A 15,514-nucleotide genomic window follows, 5' to 3' on the forward strand; every position below is an offset into this window, starting at 1 on the left:
CGATCACACCCCGAACTGTTCCGGCCAATCTCGCCGCGTGGCGACCTGACCTTCGGTTCTGAGGCGCCGCACCGTGTCGAGATCGATCTCGGTGATCAGCCAGTGGCTTTCCTCGACCTCGTCGCTCTCGCTTTCGGCATAGATGCCATTGGGCGGCATGCCGTAGTCGGAGGGAACGTAGAGGGCGGCGCGGCCGCGGTTTTCGTCGAGCGCGGGGGACCAGGGGGCGGTGCCCGCGGTAGGGGAGGCGAGCACGGCAATCTGGTTTTCCAGCGCCCGGGCCTGGGCGCCGATGCGCACGCGAAAGGCCCCGGCCAGCGTGTCGGTGCAGGAGGGGGCGAGGATCAGGTCGACACCTTGTTCGGCAAGCTTATGCGCCAGCATCGGGAATTCGTTGTCGTAGCAGATCAGGATGCCGAGCTTGCCGACCGGCGTGTCGAAGGCGGTGAGGCCGTCGCGTCCGGCGGCGATGCCCCATTGCTCGCGCTCGAAACGGGTCATGATGATCTTGTCCTGATGACCGATCAGCCCGTCAGGACCGAACAGGAAGGCGCGGTTGCGGTACTGGCCATCGGGATCGCGCACGGGCGCGGAGCCGGGCTGCAAGACGATCTCATGGGTGCGGGCAAGTTCCTCGCAGAGCTCGACCCAGGCCGGGATCAGCGGCTGGATGCCGGCGATCGAGCCATGCAGATCGGAGCGGGTTTGAGGATCGAGCTGGCCCGCGAGCACCAGGCCGGCATATTCCGGCAGGAGCACGAGTTTTGCGTCCCGCTCGACGGCCTGATGCACGAGCCGCGTCAGGTGGAGGACGTAATCCTCCCAGGTCTCGATGAGGTCGATCTTGTACTGGCAGGCGGCGAGGGTCAGGACTGTCATGCGGAGAGATCCCGGATCCAGAAGGACAGCGGCTTGGGGCTCTCGACAGTTTCGTCGAGGTCGCGCCAGGTGAAGGTCGTGCGAAGCTCGGGGTGATGGGTATAGCCGCGCTTGGCCCAGAAGGCGTCGAGCGGCTGGTAATCGGCGGGCCGGCGGGGATGGTCGGCAGGGCGTTCGACGGCGCAGAAGGTGGCGTAGCGCAGGCCGAGCTTCTTCGCCTGCGCCTCGCGGCCCTCGAAGAATTTCACGCCGATGCCCTGACCGCGATACTGCGGCAGAAGCACGCTCTCGCCGAAATAGAAGAACTGTTCGGGATCGAGCCCTGCTGCAAGGAAGGGGCGTTTGACCTCATCCGTTTCGCCCGCCATCGGCGTTCCCGTGGCAACACCGACCACCCGGTCATCATCGCGCGCGATGACGAAGACGGAGCCTTCGGATTTCGCATAGGTGGAAAGATAGGTCTGTTCATAATCCGGATTTCCCTCGTAGAGATAGGGAAAGGCTCGGAAGACAGTCGTTCTGAGCCGCGCCAGGTCGCCGAAGAAAGGCGTGGCGTCGCTGCCGGAAAAGGATTGGATCGTGAGCGTCATAGAGTGTTTTCAGTCTGTTGCGGAGTGTTTATACCCATCTCCCACGACCCGAGAAAGCAATTCCACGACGAGGAGTGATCGATGACCGCCGCCGCCACCATCCGTGCCTATTACGATGCCTTCAATGCCGGCGACATGGACCGTTTCCTCTCGCTCCTGACCGATGACGTGGCCCACGACATCAACCAGGGTGCCCGCCAGACGGGCAAGGAAGCGTTCTCCAAATTCATGGACCACATGAACCGCTGCTACAAGGAAGAGCTCACCGACATGGTGATCATGGTCAACGAGGACGGCACGCGCGGTGCGGCCGAATTCATCGTCAACGGCACCTATCTGGCAACCGACGAGGGTCTGCCGGAAGCCAATGGCCAGACCTACCGGCTGCCGGCGGGTGCCTTCTTCGAGATCCGCGCCGGCAAGGTCGCCCGCATCTCCAACTATTACAGCCTGCCGGACTGGATCGCCCAGGTCGGCGGCTGACCATTTCAAATAACGAGAAAAGGGCCGTCACGCTGACGCGGGACGGCCCTCTCTGTTTGCCGGCATCATGCCAGCCATGATCGGTCAGTTGACCGACCAGTCGCGCTTCACGTCGTCGGAGTTCTTCGACAGATGGACGTGCTGATCGACGTGATCGACCCAGTCCAGCGGAATGTAGTGGTGCTGGCCGTCCATCGAATCGGTGCGGGTGAGCTTGATGCGGCTCTGGCCGTCCATATGGTCGACGGTGCCGACATGGGCGCCATCGAGGCCACGGACTTCCATGTGTTCACGAATCTGATCTGCAGAAATCATCGGGATATCCTCCGGTCTGGTTGCGATGACAGAGAAAGGCCGAACGGCCGGCATTTGTTCCTAAAGCACCGCTGCAGGCTTTGGCGTCCTCACAGGGAACAATTTCCCGCGACGGAACATTCTGTGGCATCCGCATGCGAGATCCCTCGCGCGGCAGCGAGACCCAAATGCGTCCCAGAATTGCGATCATCGGCACCGGCCCGACCGGCCTCTACACCTTCAAACAACTGATCAGCTCCACTGTTCCGATCTCGATCACGCTTTTCGAGGCCTATGACGAACCGGGCAAGGGCGCGCCTTATCACCCCGACGTCAACGACCCGGCCATGCTGTCGAACATCCCGAGCATCGAATTGCCAGCCTTTGCCGAAACGCTGGTTGACTGGCTGCGTCGCCAGGGCGACGACCGGTTGCTGCAACTCGGGATCCGGCGTGACGCGATCGACGATCGGGAGTTTTATCCGCGTGTCGTGCTGGGCGACTATATGCAGGCGCAATTTGACCTCATGCGCCGGGCCGCCGCCGAGAAAGGCCACGAGGTCATGGTTCTCGGTCGCCACAAGGTGGTCGACATCGAACTGCAGGCGGAGCAGATTCGCCTGAGCGTTGAAGGCCCCGATGGCCGCCAAGACGCATTCTATGATCATGTCGTGATGGCAACCGGGCACAACTGGCCGGAGACAACCGAGATCAGGCCCGGCTACTTCGTCTCCCCCTGGCCGGCGACAGCGCTTAAGACAGTGCGTAATGAGCGCGTCGGCATCCTCGGCACGTCGCTCAGCAGCATCGATGCGCTGATGACGGTGGCTACCGCGCGGGGCATGTTTTACGCCGATGCGGCGGGTGACCTGCAATATCAGCCGGCCGAGGGAACCGAGGAATTCCACGCAACGATGATGTCGCGCAAGGGCGTGCTGCCCGAAGCGGATTTCTATTGCCCGCTGCCCTACGAGACGCCGAAGGTCTGCACGAACGAGGCCATCGATGCCTTGATCGCGACCGGCCGCCACGATCTGCTCGATGATGTCTTCGAGCTTTTCCGCCGGGAAATCGTGACCGCCGACCCTGACTATGCGGCCCGCATCGGGCTGTCGCAGCTGACGGTCGAGACTTTCGCTGCGGCCTATTACGCCGACCGCATCAAGTCTGATCCCTTTGTCTGGGCGGCACGCAATCTGGCAGAAGTCGAAGAGAACCGGGTGAAACAATATACGGTGCCCTGGCGCTATGCGATCCTGATCACCCACGAAATCGTGGCGCGTGTCATTCCCCATCTGAACGAGGAAGACTTGAAGCGCTTCCACAAGTACTTCAAGAGCATTTTCATCGACGACTACGCCACCGTTCCGCTCACCTCCATTCGCCGCCTGCTGGCGCTGTCGCGGGCGGGAAAGCTGGAGATCCTGAAACTCGGCGACGACTACCGGATCGAGACGGATGAGAGCGGGGCGGAACGTGGCGCCCGTGTCATCGTTGGTGATGTCGAGCATCGCTTCGGCTCGTTCATCGATGCGACCGGCCAGGAGACGCTGTCGGCAACGGACCTGCCATTCCCGACCCTCGTCGCCCAGGGGGGCGTGAAGGAATCCGCGACGCCGCGCACCGGCGCTCTACACACGCTGGAGGATGGACCTGACATGGTGCGCACCGGCGGGATCGATGTCGACGAGCACTACCGCCCAAAGATCGACGGGCCTCTCAGCAATCGGCTCTATTGCGCGGCCATCGCCTTCCTGCTGCACAAGGAACCTTTTGTGCAGGGTATTACCAGCGCCTGCGAGATCGGCGAGACGGTGGCCCAGGCCATTCTCGCAGATGTTGCACCTAATACGGGCGAGGCTCCGCTGTTTCAGATCCCGGCATAGACAGGGTCGCCGACGGAAAGGGTGACCGGCGCCTGCACCGTCGCATAGACGCCGAGGTTGCGCGCATTGTGCCGCATGATGGTGCGCAGGACCTGCGGCTCTTCGTCGACAGCGGGCTGTGCCACAATCGTCAGGCCACAGCGGCGGGTCGGCTCGGTCACGGTAACCACTGTCGCGCCGATGGTGGTTTCGTGTCCTATCCAGGCGTTCTCAATGAAACCGTCGTCCTCATCCGTTTCGATCAGGACGGATGGGCGGAAACGGCGATGGTCGATCGGTGGCAGGCTCCCGGCCTTGGCCAGAGCCCGGAGCGAGGCCGTGGTGACAAGATGCAGCGCGGCGGGGGCATATCGGTTGGAAACGATGGGGAAGCGCATGTCCGCCCCGTCATCCAGCCCGCCATACGCCCCGATGCGGGCGGCAAAGCCGAAGTGCGCCTCCAGCCGGTGGTTGAGCCGGGCGTCATCCAGCCAGAAGGTCTCGCCATCCGGAAAGCGCAGCTGCGGCAGCAGGGCGGACTCGTCGCGCACGGCATCAAGGAAAAGGGCCGGCCGCCAGCGTGGCTCCCGCTCGGGGGCGGCCGCAAGGCCGCTTGCCGGATCAAACAGCGCAAAGCGGCGGTCACCCTCGATGCCGGTGGGGGAAACATCCAGCTGTGGCAGCGATTGCCCGCCGACCGAACTGACCGGATATCGCCATAGCTCCGCCACCCGACCTATTCTGCGCATGATGTTCCCTCTTGCTGTTGCGTCACCATAAGCCTTTCTACCGGGAAGTGTTCCACCTGTTTCTGCCTCTTGACTCCATGATCGTAGTCGTCAATTCTACTATCATGGAAAATCTGAACGACGGTTTCGAAAAGACGGTGGGCGAGCGCATCAGGGGGCTGCGAGTCAAACGCGCCTTGACGCTCGATCAGCTCGCCGAGGCCTCCGGCGTCAGCCGGGCGATGATTTCCCGCATCGAACGGGCGGAGGCGAGCCCGACGGCGGCCCTTCTGGCGCGGCTTTGCTCGGCGCTTGGGGTGTCTCTTTCCGTTTTCTTTGCCGATGAAGCGGAGGCGTCCGATCCACTGATGCGCCGCGCCCGCCAGCCCGTGTGGCGCGATCCGGAAAGCGGCTATCTGCGCCGAGCCGTCTCTCCGCCGGGCACCGGCAGTGGCACCGATATCGTCGAGGTGGAGTTTCCGCCGCATGCCCATGTCCGGTTTCCCGGCCGACCGACCGGGCGCAGCCAGACCCAGCATGTCTGGGTCTTCGAGGGGATCATCGAGCTCACGGTCGGAGATCATGTCTACCGGCTGGAAGCGGGCGATTGCCTCTACATGAATGTCGGCGACGTCCATGCCTACCATAACCCGACCGACGCGCCTGCCCGTTATGCCGTGGTCATCGCCCTCGGAGCCTGAACTTTACATCCCGCCACCTGCGCACCCGGAAAATCCCATGCCCGATATCCGCCAGCTTTCCGCCACCGAAGCTCTCGACCAGATCCCGACGCTGACCGAAGTGTTGGCCGATTGCATAGCCGACAATGCCTCTGTCGGATTCATGCCGCCTTTCACGGCCGAGGAGGGGGAGAGGTTCTGGCGCGGCGTGGCCGATGCCGTCGGGCGCGGTGAGGTGCTGCTCTACGGAGCCTTCGTCGGAGGGCGGCTGGTGGGAACGGTGCAGGTTGGGTTCGCCCTGAAGCCAAATCAGCCGCATCGGGCCGATCTGATGAAGCTGCTCGTGCATCGAGCAGCACGCGGAAGGGGTCTGTCGACAGCGTTGATGAGGGCAGCCGAAGCAGGCGCAGTGCAGGCCGGACGCAAGCTGCTGGTGCTCGACACGGCGAAGGGGGAACTGGCGGAGAGGATCTACGAGAAGCTCGGCTGGCAACGTTCGGGCGAGATTCCGGACTATGCGCTCTATCCGGACGGTCGCTTCTGCGACACCGTGATCTTCTACAAGCGACTGGGTTGAAGGCCTCGGCGCGATCAGCCCAAAAAACGTCCAAGGCGACCCTTTCCACAAGTGTTTCCATATGTTTATGGTCGCCCCCCGATAGGCTTTTTTTGGGCAGAGGGGGCAAGCATGGCAAGACGTAAGACAATGATCGGCTTGGCTGCAGGGCTGGCACTGGCCGCCGTCGCGCCGGCCTTTGCCGCAGACGTGACCTTCGTCATGCGCAACGATCATCCAAACGCGGTCGAGGTCGAGTTGTACAGCCAGGACCGGGACTATGTCTGGCCGGGCAACAACCAGGTCTTTTATCTCGACGATGGTGAGACCAAGGAGATCCCGCTCTCCTGTGACGAGGGCGAGAAGATTTGTTACGGCGCCTGGATCTCCGGCGACAAGCAGAGCTACTGGGGCGTCGGGCCGGAGAATGCAGAAACCTGCGAAGATTGCTGCTATACCTGCGAAGGTGGACAGACCGAACAGATCAATCTGACTGAGTAAGTTCGACTACGGCGGGGGCCGGGGGGAAGGGGCGGTTTTCGGGTCTTTGGACCTGGAGGCCGCCCTTTTGGGTTTCAAGTGCAGAGTTCGCGCGACGCGGTTCAGCGCTTCCGGAACTCGGTGAGAAAGACGAGCAGTGCCGCTGCGGGCAGGGTTGCCCCGACAAGCGCTGCCGCAACCCATCCGCCATGGGCATAGCTATAGGCGCCGACCGCGGAACCAATGGCGCCGCCGGTAAAGAAGATCGCCATGAACAGCCCGTTCAGCCGGCTGCGCAATTCGGCACCGAGGCTGTAGATGGCGCGCTGGCCGGTGACGAGCGTGGTGGTGACGCCGAAATCGAGGAGGATTGCGGCGAGCGTCAACAGGGCCAGCGCGATCCCGGAGCCTTCGGGTGTGATCAGGGTCATGAGGAAGGCCGCGAGCACGCTCGTGAGACCGAAGGCGGTGGCGGGACCGGACAGGCCACGGTCGGCGAGCCGTCCGGCAATTGGCGAGGCGATGGCACCGGCGACGCCCGCGAGCGCAAAGAGGGCGATGCCGGTTTGCGTCAGGCCGAAGGCCGGGCTGGCGAGATAAAGCGGCGTGACGGTCCAGAACAGACTGAAGGCCGAGAACTGGAAGGCCTGGTAGGTCGCGCGCCGCTGCAGAACCCTCTGCGTGGCGAGCAGGCGGCCCATCGAACCGATCAGCGCCAGATAGCCGAGATGAGTCTTCGGGACGCGCCGTGGCAGCTTCGTGGCGAGAACGGCGCCCAGCGCCACCATGACCGCGGCGGAAATGAAGAAGATCGTATGCCAGGAGCCGAGCCGCGCAACCAGGCTCGAGACCGGCCGCGCCATCATGATGCCGACCATCAGCCCGCTCATGACATTACCGACCACCTTGCCGCGCGCGTGATCCGGAGCAAGCCCGGCCGCGAAGGGCACGATCATCTGCACGGCGACGGCGCCAAGCCCGATCGACAGCGAGGCGGCGAGGAAGGGAAGCGGTGTCGTGGCAAGTCCGGCAGCGACGAGGGCCGCCGTGACGACGCCCATCATGATCAGGATCAGCTTGCGGTTTTCGACGAGATCGCCGAGCGGCACCAGGAACAACAGGCCCAGCCCGTAACCGATCTGGGTCAGCGTGACGATCAGGCCGCTGGCATGGAGCGGCAGCCCGATCGACCCGGCGATGGGTCCGGCGAGCGGCTGGGCGTAGTAGAGATTGGCGGCGATCAGCCCGCAGGCGGCGGCCATGATGAAGGTGAGTCCGGCCGAGAGGCCTTGGCCTCTCGCGACGTGATGGGGGGAAAGTGCAGGATCGGCGGTGGAGGAGGTCTGGGTCATGGCACGGCTTCCGGGGGAGGAGGGGGAGGATCGGAAAGTCAAAGTGAGGGTGAACAGGGATCAGTCGAGAAGGGTGAGCACGGCATCGGCGGCAGCCCGGGTACGGCCCGGGTCCTGGCCGGACTTGCCCGCGATGCGGATGCCCTGGAGGAAGGAGAACACGGCGAGCGCCGTGGTGGGAATGTCGATGGCCGTTGAGACGGAGCCGTCGGCCCGGCCGGTTTCCAGGAAGCCTTCGATCTGGGCGAGCGTGACGGCATGTCCACGTGCGACGCGCTCGGCCACGTCGGCATCGAAAAGGGCGAGTTCGACGGCGGCCCCGATGGCGAGGCAACCGCGCCGTCCGGTCTCGCCGCAGGCGGCCTCGGCGTAGAAGTGGAGGATCGTCCGGACCTGGTCGCGGCCGCTTGAGGCATCTGCGAGCTTTTCCGCCAGCAGCGCTGCCCGCACCTGCTTGTAGCGGTCGAAGGCGGCGAGGAAGATCGCCTTCTTGTCCTTGAACGCCTTGTAGATGCTGCCGGCCGTCAGGCCCATCGCCGCCTTGAGATCGGTGATGGACGTGCCGTGATAGCCGCGCTCGGTGAACACGGTGATGGCCGCATCGAGCGCGGTATTGATCTCGAATTCGCGGGGCCGGCCGGCTGTGCGTGCGGAGACGGCGGTATCGGACAACATGACTTTCACCTGATTAGGAAATGATCGTTTCCAAATAGGCGGATTTCGTTGGAAGGTCAAGTACCCAGGCTGCCTCGGCCGATTTTTGGTCGCTTGACCCGGAATTCGACGGGCCCCCTTGCGACCGCGCCGGGGCAGGCGCTAGGTTTCTGGCAGAGGCCCAGGACCCGCACAGCGGCCGATCAACAAGAGGGAACGAGATGCGCGTCTACTATTCGGAAAAGCACAAGCTGAGGGACGCCAAGACGGAGCTGCATGGCGGCCTGCTGGTGAAGCCTTTCGAGGGGCCGTTCCGCGTCAAATGGATTCTCGAGGCCGTGCAGAACGCCGGTTTCACCGATGTGCAGGCGCCGGCCGAACACGGCCTGGAGACGGCACTCAAGGTGCATGATGCCGGGTACTTGGAATTCCTGCGCACCTGCTGGGACCGCTGGGAGGCGCATGGCTTCGAGGGTGAGGCAATCCCCACCTCCTTCCCCTGCCGCCGCAGCCAGACGGGCCGGGTGCCGAAGCATATCGACGGCGCCGTGGGCTATTACACCAATTCGGCGGAGACCTCGATTTCCAAGGGCACCTACGAAGCCGCGATCGCCTCGATGGACGTGGCGCTATCGGGCGCCGACTGGCTGAACGAGGGCCACCGCTTCGCCTTCTCGCTCTGCCGCCCGCCGGGCCACCATGCTGGCCGCGATCTCTTCGGCGGCTATTGCTTCATCAACAACGCCGCCGTCGCCGCACAAAGGCTGATCGATCACGGCGCGAAGAAGGTCGCGATTCTCGACGTCGACTTCCACCATGGAAACGGAACGCAGGACATCACCTACCGTCGCGGTGATATCTTTTTCGCCTCGCTGCATGGCGAGCCGGAAAATGCCTTTCCCTATTTCCTCGGTTATGCCGACGAGACGGGGGAAGGAGACGGCGAGGGGCTGAACGCCAATTATCCGATGCCCTCGGGCACGCCCTGGGATGTCTGGTCGGCAGCGCTCGAGGACAGCCTCAAGCGCATCAAGACCTATGGCGCAGAAGCGATCATCGTTTCCCTTGGCGTCGACACGTTCGAGCAGGACCCGATCAGCTTCTTCAAGCTGAAGAGCCCCGACTATATTCGGATGGGAGAGATGATCGCGGCGAACGGCGTGCCGGTGCTGACCCTGATGGAAGGCGGCTACGGAGTGCCGGAAATCGGCCTCAACGTCGCCAATGTCCTGAAAGGGCTGGAGGCATAAGCCGCGTCGGTCTCATCCGGCCGCCCGTTTGACCTGCCGCACTGCGGGGCCGATGTCCTGTCGCGCGAGCAGGTTCAGACTCGCCGCCGGCTGCGGCTTGCCGAACAGATAGCCCTGGCCCTGGCTGCAGCCCAGTTGCAGCAGATGCCGCGCCTGGTCCTCGGTTTCGATACCCTCGCACAGCATGGTCATGCCGAGGCCGGCGCTGAGCGCCTGCACCGAAGACACGATCGCCTGGCTGGCGGCGCTTTCGGTGAGATTTCGGACGAACATCTGGTCGACCTTGATCTTGTCGAGAGGGAAGCGGGCGAGATAGCCGAGAGAGGAATAGCCGCTGCCGAAGTCGTCGAGCGCGAGACCGACGCCGAGCGTCTTCAAGCACTGCAGCTTTTCGATGAGGTCGTCTGCCGCAGTGATGAAACTGGATTCGGTGATCTCGAGCTGCAGGCGCCCCGCCGGCAGGCCGCTTTCTGCGAGAGCCGCCTCGACATCCGCCACGAGATCACGGCGTTGCAGTTGGAGTGGCGCGACATTGACGGCAACTACCGTTTCTTCGGGCCAGGAAACGGCGTCGCGACAGGCCTGTTTCAGCGCCCAGGCGCCGAGCTCGACGATGAAACCGTTCGCTTCGGCAATGCCGATGAAGGTCAACGGCGAGATCATGCCGTGCTGGGGATGCTGCCAGCGGATCAGCGCTTCCGCCCCGACAAACGCCCTGCTGTCGAGCGCGACCTGCGGCTGGTAGAGGAGCTTCATCTGGCCGCGATCCAGCGCATGCCAGAGTTCGGATTCGAGTTGACGCGCTTCGGCATGGCGAACGCCGCTTTCGGGGTCGAATTCCACCAGACCATCCGCTCCGGCGTGGCGCGCCTCGTCGAGGGCGAGTTCCGCCTCGGCGACGAGCTGCGCGCCGCAGCCTTCGGCGAGATGATCGGATGTGGTCATGCCGAGGCTCGCACCCACGCGGTAGGGTGTGCCATCGGGTTCAAATGGCACGGAAAACTCCTGCCGGATCCGCTCGGCGAGCAACCGCGCGAGCGCGGCCGGGATCGGCTTCACGGTGTGCAGGGCGAAGCTGTCATTGCCGAGCCGGGCCGGCCGCGACAGCATCGGGTCGATCTGCCCCAGCCGATCGCTCACGGCTTTGAGCAGCGCATCTCCCTTGGAGCGGCCGAGTGTGGCGTTGATCGTCTTGAAGCGATGGAGATTGAGGGCATAGACCGCATGCACCATGCGTTCGCGCTCCCCGGTTTCGGGCGGGGGCGCGTGAAGGGCAAGTGCGTTGAGATCCGCGATCAATGCCGAGGCGCGCAGTGCGCCCGTCAGCACGTCATGGCGGGAGAGATAGGCGATCCGTTCCGCCTGTCGCCGCCTTTCCGTCACGTCCCTCGCCGTGATGCAGGCGACCCGAACCTTGTCACGCGCCTGATGCCGCCGGCTGCTGCGATCGAGTTCGGAGACGGTGACGGTATATTCGAGGATGCGCGGTCCGGCCTCGTTCGGCACTTCGATCTCGCGCAGCGCGACCGTGTGCTCCTCGGTCGGCAGCGGTGAGCCGAGTGCCGTGTGCACGTCTTCCTGCCACGTGAGCGGCAGGCGGGCGAAGGTCAGTTTTTCTTCGGGGCGAAGCCCGAGGCCGGAAAGAAGCGGCAGCAGCCGGCTGCTGTGCCGCACGATCGTGCCTTTGTCGTCGATGATCAAGACCATGTCCGCACTGTCGCGGATCACCTGCTCCAGCAGGTTGCGGCTGTTGTTCGCCTCCGTCGACATGCGTTTGAGCAGCCAGGCCCGCAGATCCAGCTCCTGCAGGGCCCGGGCTGTGAGGGCGACGAGGACGAAGACGATCGATGAACCGGTGGGCAGGCTGACCGCATAGGCGACTTGCAGCCAGAGGGCACCCGCCTCCAGAAAGGCGATCGTGACGCCGAGCGAGAGCAACTGGCGGCGCAGTGACCGGGTCAGCGAGAAGGCCAGCCAGACGACGAGCGCCGTAACGCCCAGCACGGGCCAGGACGGGGGAGACAGGAGATGGCGACCCTGCAGCAGCGTTTCCGCTGCGAGAACATGGACCACCGGACCCGAGACCAGGCCGTGGACCGGGACGATGAAATTGTCCTTGAGTTCGATTGCGCTTGCGCCAAAGACGACAATTCGATCGTGCAGGATGGCGGGATTCACCCTGCCTTCGATGACGTCTATGGCGGATATCCGGGTGATGCTCGCGGGATCGATGGAGAAATCGATCATGAAGGATGCCGCGCTCTTGCCGGCGATGCCGGCGAGAACGGCCGGGACCGAGAGCACATAGGCACCATCCTGTGTCTCGCCAAGCGGGAAACGGCGGACGATCCCGTCCTCGTCGGCAGAGAGGCTGGCGCTGGCAATCCAGGCATGAGGGGCAAAGAGCGGATTGGGCTTCGTCGAGGCCACGACCGGAACGTTGTCGGCCATCGAGTGATACTGCTGGAAGGACGGCAGGATGACACCGCCACCGGCCGCCTCCAGCGCGGTTGCGAGCGCCTTGTCACCTACGGCTTCAGAACGGGCGCTGAAGTCGATGTCGAGGAAGATGTCGCGCGCTTCCGCCGCCACCAGGCGGTCGATCAGCCGTGCATGGATCGACCGGTTCCACGGCCATGTGCCGACAGCATCCAGGCTCTTCTTGTCGATCTCGACGAGCACGATGTCACCGCTCGCGTCACGGGGTACGCTCGCCATGCGCCAGGCCGAAAGCTGTCGATCGAGCGGTTCGAACAGACCGGCGAGGCTGCTGAGGCCGACGACCACGAGAAGACAGGCAACCAGAGCCGTCTGGAGGATGTGATGGCGCCGACTGCCATGGTTTTGTTTCTGCGTCACCCGCGATGAACCCTGTTGGAAGAGGCTGGCGTCTGCGCTGTCAGCACGAGAACAACTCAGTCGTCGTCGTCGTCCGAATTGCCCTTACCGGAGTTCCCGTTCCCGTTCCCGTTCCCGTTCCCGTTACCGTTACCGTTACCGTTGCCGTTGCCCTTATCACCGTTGTTCCCGTTACCATCGCCCTTGCCAGTGTTTCCGCCTGAACCGGCCTTGCCACGGCCGTTGTTCGCCGATGCGGCGTTGCTCTTGGCAGAGGAATTGCCGGCAGAAGCGGCTTTTTGACCGGCCACGCTCTGGTCCGCCGCAGGGACGAGAGGTTTCGACACCGGGATGGAGACGATCTTCGGCTTGGTGCCCTTCGCCCTAACGCTCAGCCCTTTTGCCGCGCTGACATCCGCCGATTGGCCTGCGGTCAGATCGGTGGCGCGCCCATGGCTCGGGTCGCGTACACCGACGACGCCATGCGTGACGGAGAGGCTGGCGCTTTCTTCTCGAACCTGGACCGTGAAGCCGGTGCCCTTGACCACGGCCGCCAGGAACGGGGTCTGGACGCTGAGGTTCCGGCCGGGACGCCTTTCGAATTCGACGGCGATTTCGCCCGATTGCTGAACCACTTCGAATTGGTCCTCGCCGGACGATTTGGAGAACACCGCGCTCATGGTGCCGGGCTTCAGCGTGATCATGTCCTCGCCATGCTGCAGCACGACGCGCCCACGCGGCCCGGTGCTGATCCAGGCGCCATCGGGCACGGAGGTGCCGGCGACAAGCCGTTGCCAGCTGACCTTGTCGACCGTGTAGTTCACGGGCTGCCGGACCGCGGTGGCGGTCCAGGTGCCTGCCATGGCGGGCATGCCCGCAAGCAGGCCCCAAAGGAAAACGGCAAAAGCCGAGCGAAGCTGCATGATGTCGGATCCTCTCATTCTCGTCCGATGATAGCCGGCAGGGCATGAAGAATGACTAAATCAAGGCCGCTTAATTTAGAGAGAATGATATTCTTCCATGGTCGCGTTGCATGCCGTTCCGGAGCACCGGCGCCAGGAGTTCCCGACAACGAAAAGGCCCGGGACGATGCCCGGGCCGTGATCGCTCGATCGGATGCGCAGAGATCAGAGCGTGCCCTGGCGCTGCTGGATCATCTGATAGGTATCGAAGCTGTATTCGGCGATTTGGCTCCACAGATAGGCGTCCTGCTTGAAAGCCTGCTGGCTGTCATAGAGCTTCTTGAACCACTCGTTCTTTGCCGTCAGATCGGCATAGGTATCCTTTGCAGCCTTGTGGCAGGTGTCGAGGATATCGGTGGAAAAGGCGCGCAGCTGCGCCCCGCCGGCGACGAGTTCGCGCAGCGCCTTGGCGTTCGACGCATCGTAGCGGGCGAGCATACGGGCGTTCGCCGCAGCACATGCGTCCGTCAGGATGCGCTTGTAGTTTTCCGGCAGCGCGTTGAACTTCTCCAGATTGAAGAAGGCATGGACCGTCGGGCCGCCTTCCCACCAGGCGGGATAGTAGTAGTAGGGCGCGACCTTGTAGAAGCCGAGCTTCAGGTCGTCATAGGGCCCGACGAATTCGGTGGCGTCGATCGTGCCCTTTTCCAGCGCCGGATAGACGTCCGAGCCGGCGATCTGCTGCGGCGTGACGCCGACCTTCGACATGATCTCGCCGGCAAGGCCGGCAATTCGCATCTTCAGACCCTTGAGGTCGTCGATCGTCTTGATTTCCTTGCGATACCAGCCGCCCATCTGGGCGCCGGTATTGCCGGCCGGCAGCGCGTAGAGTTTGTAGGAAGCGAGGAATTCGTTGAGCAGATTCGTGCCGCCACCGGCGGTGAACCAGGAATTGGTCATGCGGGCATTGAGGCCGAAGGGGATGGCCGTGCCGAGCGCGAAGGCCGGATCCTTGCCGATATAGTAGTAGCAGCAGGTATGGCCCATTTCGACGGTGTCGTCTGAGACCGCGTCGGCAACCTGCAGCGGCGGCACGATTTCACCAGCGGCATAGACCTGGATCTCGAATTGGCCATCGGTCGCCTTCGACACGCTCTCGGCGATATCGGTCGCAGCACCGAAGATGATGTCGAGGCTCTTGGGGAAAGAGGAGGCGAGGCGCCAGGTGACCTTCGGGTTTTCCTGGGCGAGGGCAGGGGCGGCCAGTGCGGCGGCGCCTACGCCGGCAACGCCGGCCTGCTTGAAGAATTGACGGCGGTTCATGATCTCTTGCCTTGATTTCCTGGATGACAACGCGTCCCTGCTCCCGCGGCGGGTCTAAAGGGGCAAACCAAGACGTGCAAGGGCAAAAGCTCGTGAAATTGCCAGGCAACGCGGCTGAGTTTGCGTTTTCTTTCTCTCGGATCCCGTTCCGCGCAAGGAACAGTCAGTCCGCCGGTTTGCGGGCCGGATCGTCGAAGGCGGGGTTGTAGAAGAGCGACACGACGAGGCTCTTGGCGATGCGCTCGGCGCTGGTCATGAACCAGCCGTGGATCTCTTCCGTGGCGCCGACCTCGACCAAGGTGTCGGAAAAGAGCTGCAGCCACTGGTGAAACAGACCCTCGGCCATGCCGTCGACCCCGTGATGCGCCTGAACCGGCTTGCCGCCATAGGCACCGGTCTTGAAGGCGATCGACGACCAGAAGGATTTCATCTTCACCATATGCTCCGGCCAGCGGCCGGCAAGCCGGCCTTCAAAGACCGGGCCGAGATCGGGATGTCTGCGGATGTGACCATAGAAAGTCTCCACCAGACGATCGATGAAGGCGGCGTCCACGCCCATGGCCGCCATCTGGGCTTCAGCGCGGGCAGTGATTTCGGCGCGATGCGCGGCGCGGCCGGAAAGCTCCATGGTCATGACGGC

The 15,514-nt window shown here is 63.6% G+C and carries 16 protein-coding genes; 6 read left to right on the forward strand and 10 right to left on the reverse strand.

Going from position 1 to position 15,514, the window contains the following annotated elements; all coding sequences use genetic code 11:
- Positions 1–3 precede the first annotated feature (3 nt).
- Both FJQ55_RS01100 and FJQ55_RS01105 read right to left on the reverse strand, forming a co-directional pair.
- A complete protein-coding gene (locus tag FJQ55_RS01100) occupies positions 4–879 on the reverse strand; it encodes a carbon-nitrogen hydrolase family protein (RefSeq protein ID WP_140825893.1) in 876 nt (291 codons plus the stop codon).
- Positions 876–1,469, reverse strand: coding sequence for a GNAT family N-acetyltransferase (locus FJQ55_RS01105; RefSeq protein ID WP_140825894.1), 594 nt, complete (start codon positions 1,467–1,469; stop codon positions 876–878). The genes FJQ55_RS01100 and FJQ55_RS01105 overlap by 4 nt, the downstream gene beginning before the upstream one ends.
- A gap of 81 nt (positions 1,470–1,550) precedes the next feature.
- Between FJQ55_RS01105 and FJQ55_RS01110 the strand changes: the two genes are divergently transcribed.
- Complete coding sequence (locus tag FJQ55_RS01110; protein WP_140825895.1) at positions 1,551–1,952, forward strand: ketosteroid isomerase-related protein; 402 nt, start codon at positions 1,551–1,553, stop codon at positions 1,950–1,952.
- An 84-nt stretch (positions 1,953–2,036) separates the two neighbouring features.
- Here FJQ55_RS01110 and FJQ55_RS01115 read toward each other — a convergent pair whose 3' ends face one another.
- Entirely contained in the window at positions 2,037–2,267 is a 231-nt protein-coding gene (locus tag FJQ55_RS01115; RefSeq protein WP_140825896.1) for a DUF2171 domain-containing protein, read from the reverse strand.
- A gap of 167 nt (positions 2,268–2,434) precedes the next feature.
- Here FJQ55_RS01115 and FJQ55_RS01120 point away from each other — a divergent pair, with 167 nt between their 5' ends.
- Positions 2,435–4,132, forward strand: a complete 1,698-nt coding sequence (locus FJQ55_RS01120; RefSeq protein ID WP_140825897.1) for an FAD/NAD(P)-binding protein — start codon at positions 2,435–2,437, stop codon at positions 4,130–4,132.
- Here FJQ55_RS01120 and FJQ55_RS01125 read toward each other — a convergent pair.
- A complete protein-coding gene (locus FJQ55_RS01125; protein WP_140825898.1) occupies positions 4,117–4,860 on the reverse strand; it encodes an MOSC domain-containing protein in 744 nt (247 codons plus the stop codon). The genes FJQ55_RS01120 and FJQ55_RS01125 overlap by 16 nt on opposite strands.
- A 104-nt stretch (positions 4,861–4,964) precedes the next feature.
- Here FJQ55_RS01125 and FJQ55_RS01130 point away from each other — a divergent pair, with 104 nt between their 5' ends.
- The 3 genes from FJQ55_RS01130 to FJQ55_RS01140 all read left to right on the forward strand — a co-directional run bounded on the left by FJQ55_RS01130 (position 4,965) and on the right by FJQ55_RS01140 (position 6,576).
- A complete protein-coding gene (locus tag FJQ55_RS01130; RefSeq protein WP_140825899.1) occupies positions 4,965–5,540 on the forward strand; it encodes a helix-turn-helix domain-containing protein in 576 nt (191 codons plus the stop codon).
- A gap of 37 nt (positions 5,541–5,577) precedes the next feature.
- Positions 5,578–6,096, forward strand: a complete 519-nt coding sequence (locus FJQ55_RS01135) for a GNAT family N-acetyltransferase (RefSeq protein WP_140825900.1) — start codon at positions 5,578–5,580, stop codon at positions 6,094–6,096.
- 111 nt (positions 6,097–6,207) lie between these two features.
- Complete coding sequence (locus FJQ55_RS01140; RefSeq protein ID WP_425467484.1) at positions 6,208–6,576, forward strand: hypothetical protein; 369 nt, start codon at positions 6,208–6,210, stop codon at positions 6,574–6,576.
- A gap of 101 nt (positions 6,577–6,677) precedes the next feature.
- Here the strand turns inward: FJQ55_RS01140 and FJQ55_RS01145 are convergent, their stop codons facing one another.
- Positions 6,678–7,907, reverse strand: a complete 1,230-nt coding sequence (locus FJQ55_RS01145) for an MFS transporter (RefSeq protein ID WP_140825901.1) — start codon at positions 7,905–7,907, stop codon at positions 6,678–6,680.
- Positions 7,908–7,967: 60 nt separating this feature from the next.
- Entirely contained in the window at positions 7,968–8,582 is a 615-nt protein-coding gene (locus FJQ55_RS01150) for a TetR/AcrR family transcriptional regulator (RefSeq protein WP_140825902.1), read from the reverse strand.
- Between the two features lie 200 nt (positions 8,583–8,782).
- Between FJQ55_RS01150 and FJQ55_RS01155 the strand changes: the two genes are divergently transcribed.
- Positions 8,783–9,811 (forward strand): histone deacetylase family protein, encoded by a 1,029-nt coding sequence (locus FJQ55_RS01155; RefSeq protein ID WP_140825903.1) that lies wholly within the window; start codon positions 8,783–8,785, stop codon positions 9,809–9,811.
- Positions 9,812–9,823: 12 nt separating this feature from the next.
- On the opposite strand, the gene FJQ55_RS01160 is transcribed toward FJQ55_RS01155, so the two are convergent.
- The 4 genes from FJQ55_RS01160 to FJQ55_RS01175 all read right to left on the reverse strand — a co-directional run bounded on the left by FJQ55_RS01160 (position 9,824) and on the right by FJQ55_RS01175 (position 15,508).
- A complete protein-coding gene (locus FJQ55_RS01160) occupies positions 9,824–12,670 on the reverse strand; it encodes an EAL domain-containing protein (RefSeq protein WP_140825904.1) in 2,847 nt (948 codons plus the stop codon).
- A 56-nt stretch (positions 12,671–12,726) separates the two neighbouring features.
- Entirely contained in the window at positions 12,727–13,572 is an 846-nt protein-coding gene (locus tag FJQ55_RS01165) for a FecR domain-containing protein (RefSeq protein WP_161596930.1), read from the reverse strand.
- 204 nt (positions 13,573–13,776) lie between these two features.
- Complete coding sequence (locus FJQ55_RS01170; protein WP_140825906.1) at positions 13,777–14,874, reverse strand: TRAP transporter substrate-binding protein; 1,098 nt, start codon at positions 14,872–14,874, stop codon at positions 13,777–13,779.
- A 163-nt stretch (positions 14,875–15,037) separates the two neighbouring features.
- Entirely contained in the window at positions 15,038–15,508 is a 471-nt protein-coding gene (locus FJQ55_RS01175) for a group III truncated hemoglobin (protein WP_140825907.1), read from the reverse strand.
- Positions 15,509–15,514 lie beyond the last annotated feature (6 nt).

Source organism: Rhizobium glycinendophyticum, assembly GCF_006443685.1.
Lineage (GTDB): Bacteria > Pseudomonadota > Alphaproteobacteria > Rhizobiales > Rhizobiaceae > Allorhizobium > Allorhizobium glycinendophyticum.

Excerpts from the sequence above, each read along its gene's own strand:
- FJQ55_RS01100 (WP_140825893.1), bottom strand. The coding sequence starts at position 879 with ATGACAGTCCTGACCCTCGCCGCCTGCCAGTACAAGATCGACCTCATC.
- FJQ55_RS01105 (WP_140825894.1), bottom strand. The coding sequence starts at position 1,469 with ATGACGCTCACGATCCAATCCTTTTCCGGCAGCGACGCCACGCCTTTC.
- FJQ55_RS01110 (WP_140825895.1), top strand. The coding sequence starts at position 1,551 with ATGACCGCCGCCGCCACCATCCGTGCCTATTACGATGCCTTCAATGCC.
- FJQ55_RS01115 (WP_140825896.1), bottom strand. The coding sequence starts at position 2,267 with ATGATTTCTGCAGATCAGATTCGTGAACACATGGAAGTCCGTGGCCTC.
- FJQ55_RS01120 (WP_140825897.1), top strand. The coding sequence starts at position 2,435 with ATGCGTCCCAGAATTGCGATCATCGGCACCGGCCCGACCGGCCTCTAC.
- FJQ55_RS01125 (WP_140825898.1), bottom strand. The coding sequence starts at position 4,860 with ATGCGCAGAATAGGTCGGGTGGCGGAGCTATGGCGATATCCGGTCAGT.
- FJQ55_RS01130 (WP_140825899.1), top strand. The coding sequence starts at position 4,965 with ATGGAAAATCTGAACGACGGTTTCGAAAAGACGGTGGGCGAGCGCATC.
- FJQ55_RS01135 (WP_140825900.1), top strand. The coding sequence starts at position 5,578 with ATGCCCGATATCCGCCAGCTTTCCGCCACCGAAGCTCTCGACCAGATC.
- FJQ55_RS01140 (WP_425467484.1), top strand. The coding sequence starts at position 6,208 with ATGGCAAGACGTAAGACAATGATCGGCTTGGCTGCAGGGCTGGCACTG.
- FJQ55_RS01145 (WP_140825901.1), bottom strand. The coding sequence starts at position 7,907 with ATGACCCAGACCTCCTCCACCGCCGATCCTGCACTTTCCCCCCATCAC.
- FJQ55_RS01150 (WP_140825902.1), bottom strand. The coding sequence starts at position 8,582 with ATGTTGTCCGATACCGCCGTCTCCGCACGCACAGCCGGCCGGCCCCGC.
- FJQ55_RS01155 (WP_140825903.1), top strand. The coding sequence starts at position 8,783 with ATGCGCGTCTACTATTCGGAAAAGCACAAGCTGAGGGACGCCAAGACG.
- FJQ55_RS01165 (WP_161596930.1), bottom strand. The coding sequence starts at position 13,572 with ATGCAGCTTCGCTCGGCTTTTGCCGTTTTCCTTTGGGGCCTGCTTGCG.
- FJQ55_RS01170 (WP_140825906.1), bottom strand. The coding sequence starts at position 14,874 with ATGAACCGCCGTCAATTCTTCAAGCAGGCCGGCGTTGCCGGCGTAGGC.
- FJQ55_RS01175 (WP_140825907.1), bottom strand. The coding sequence starts at position 15,508 with ATGACCATGGAGCTTTCCGGCCGCGCCGCGCATCGCGCCGAAATCACT.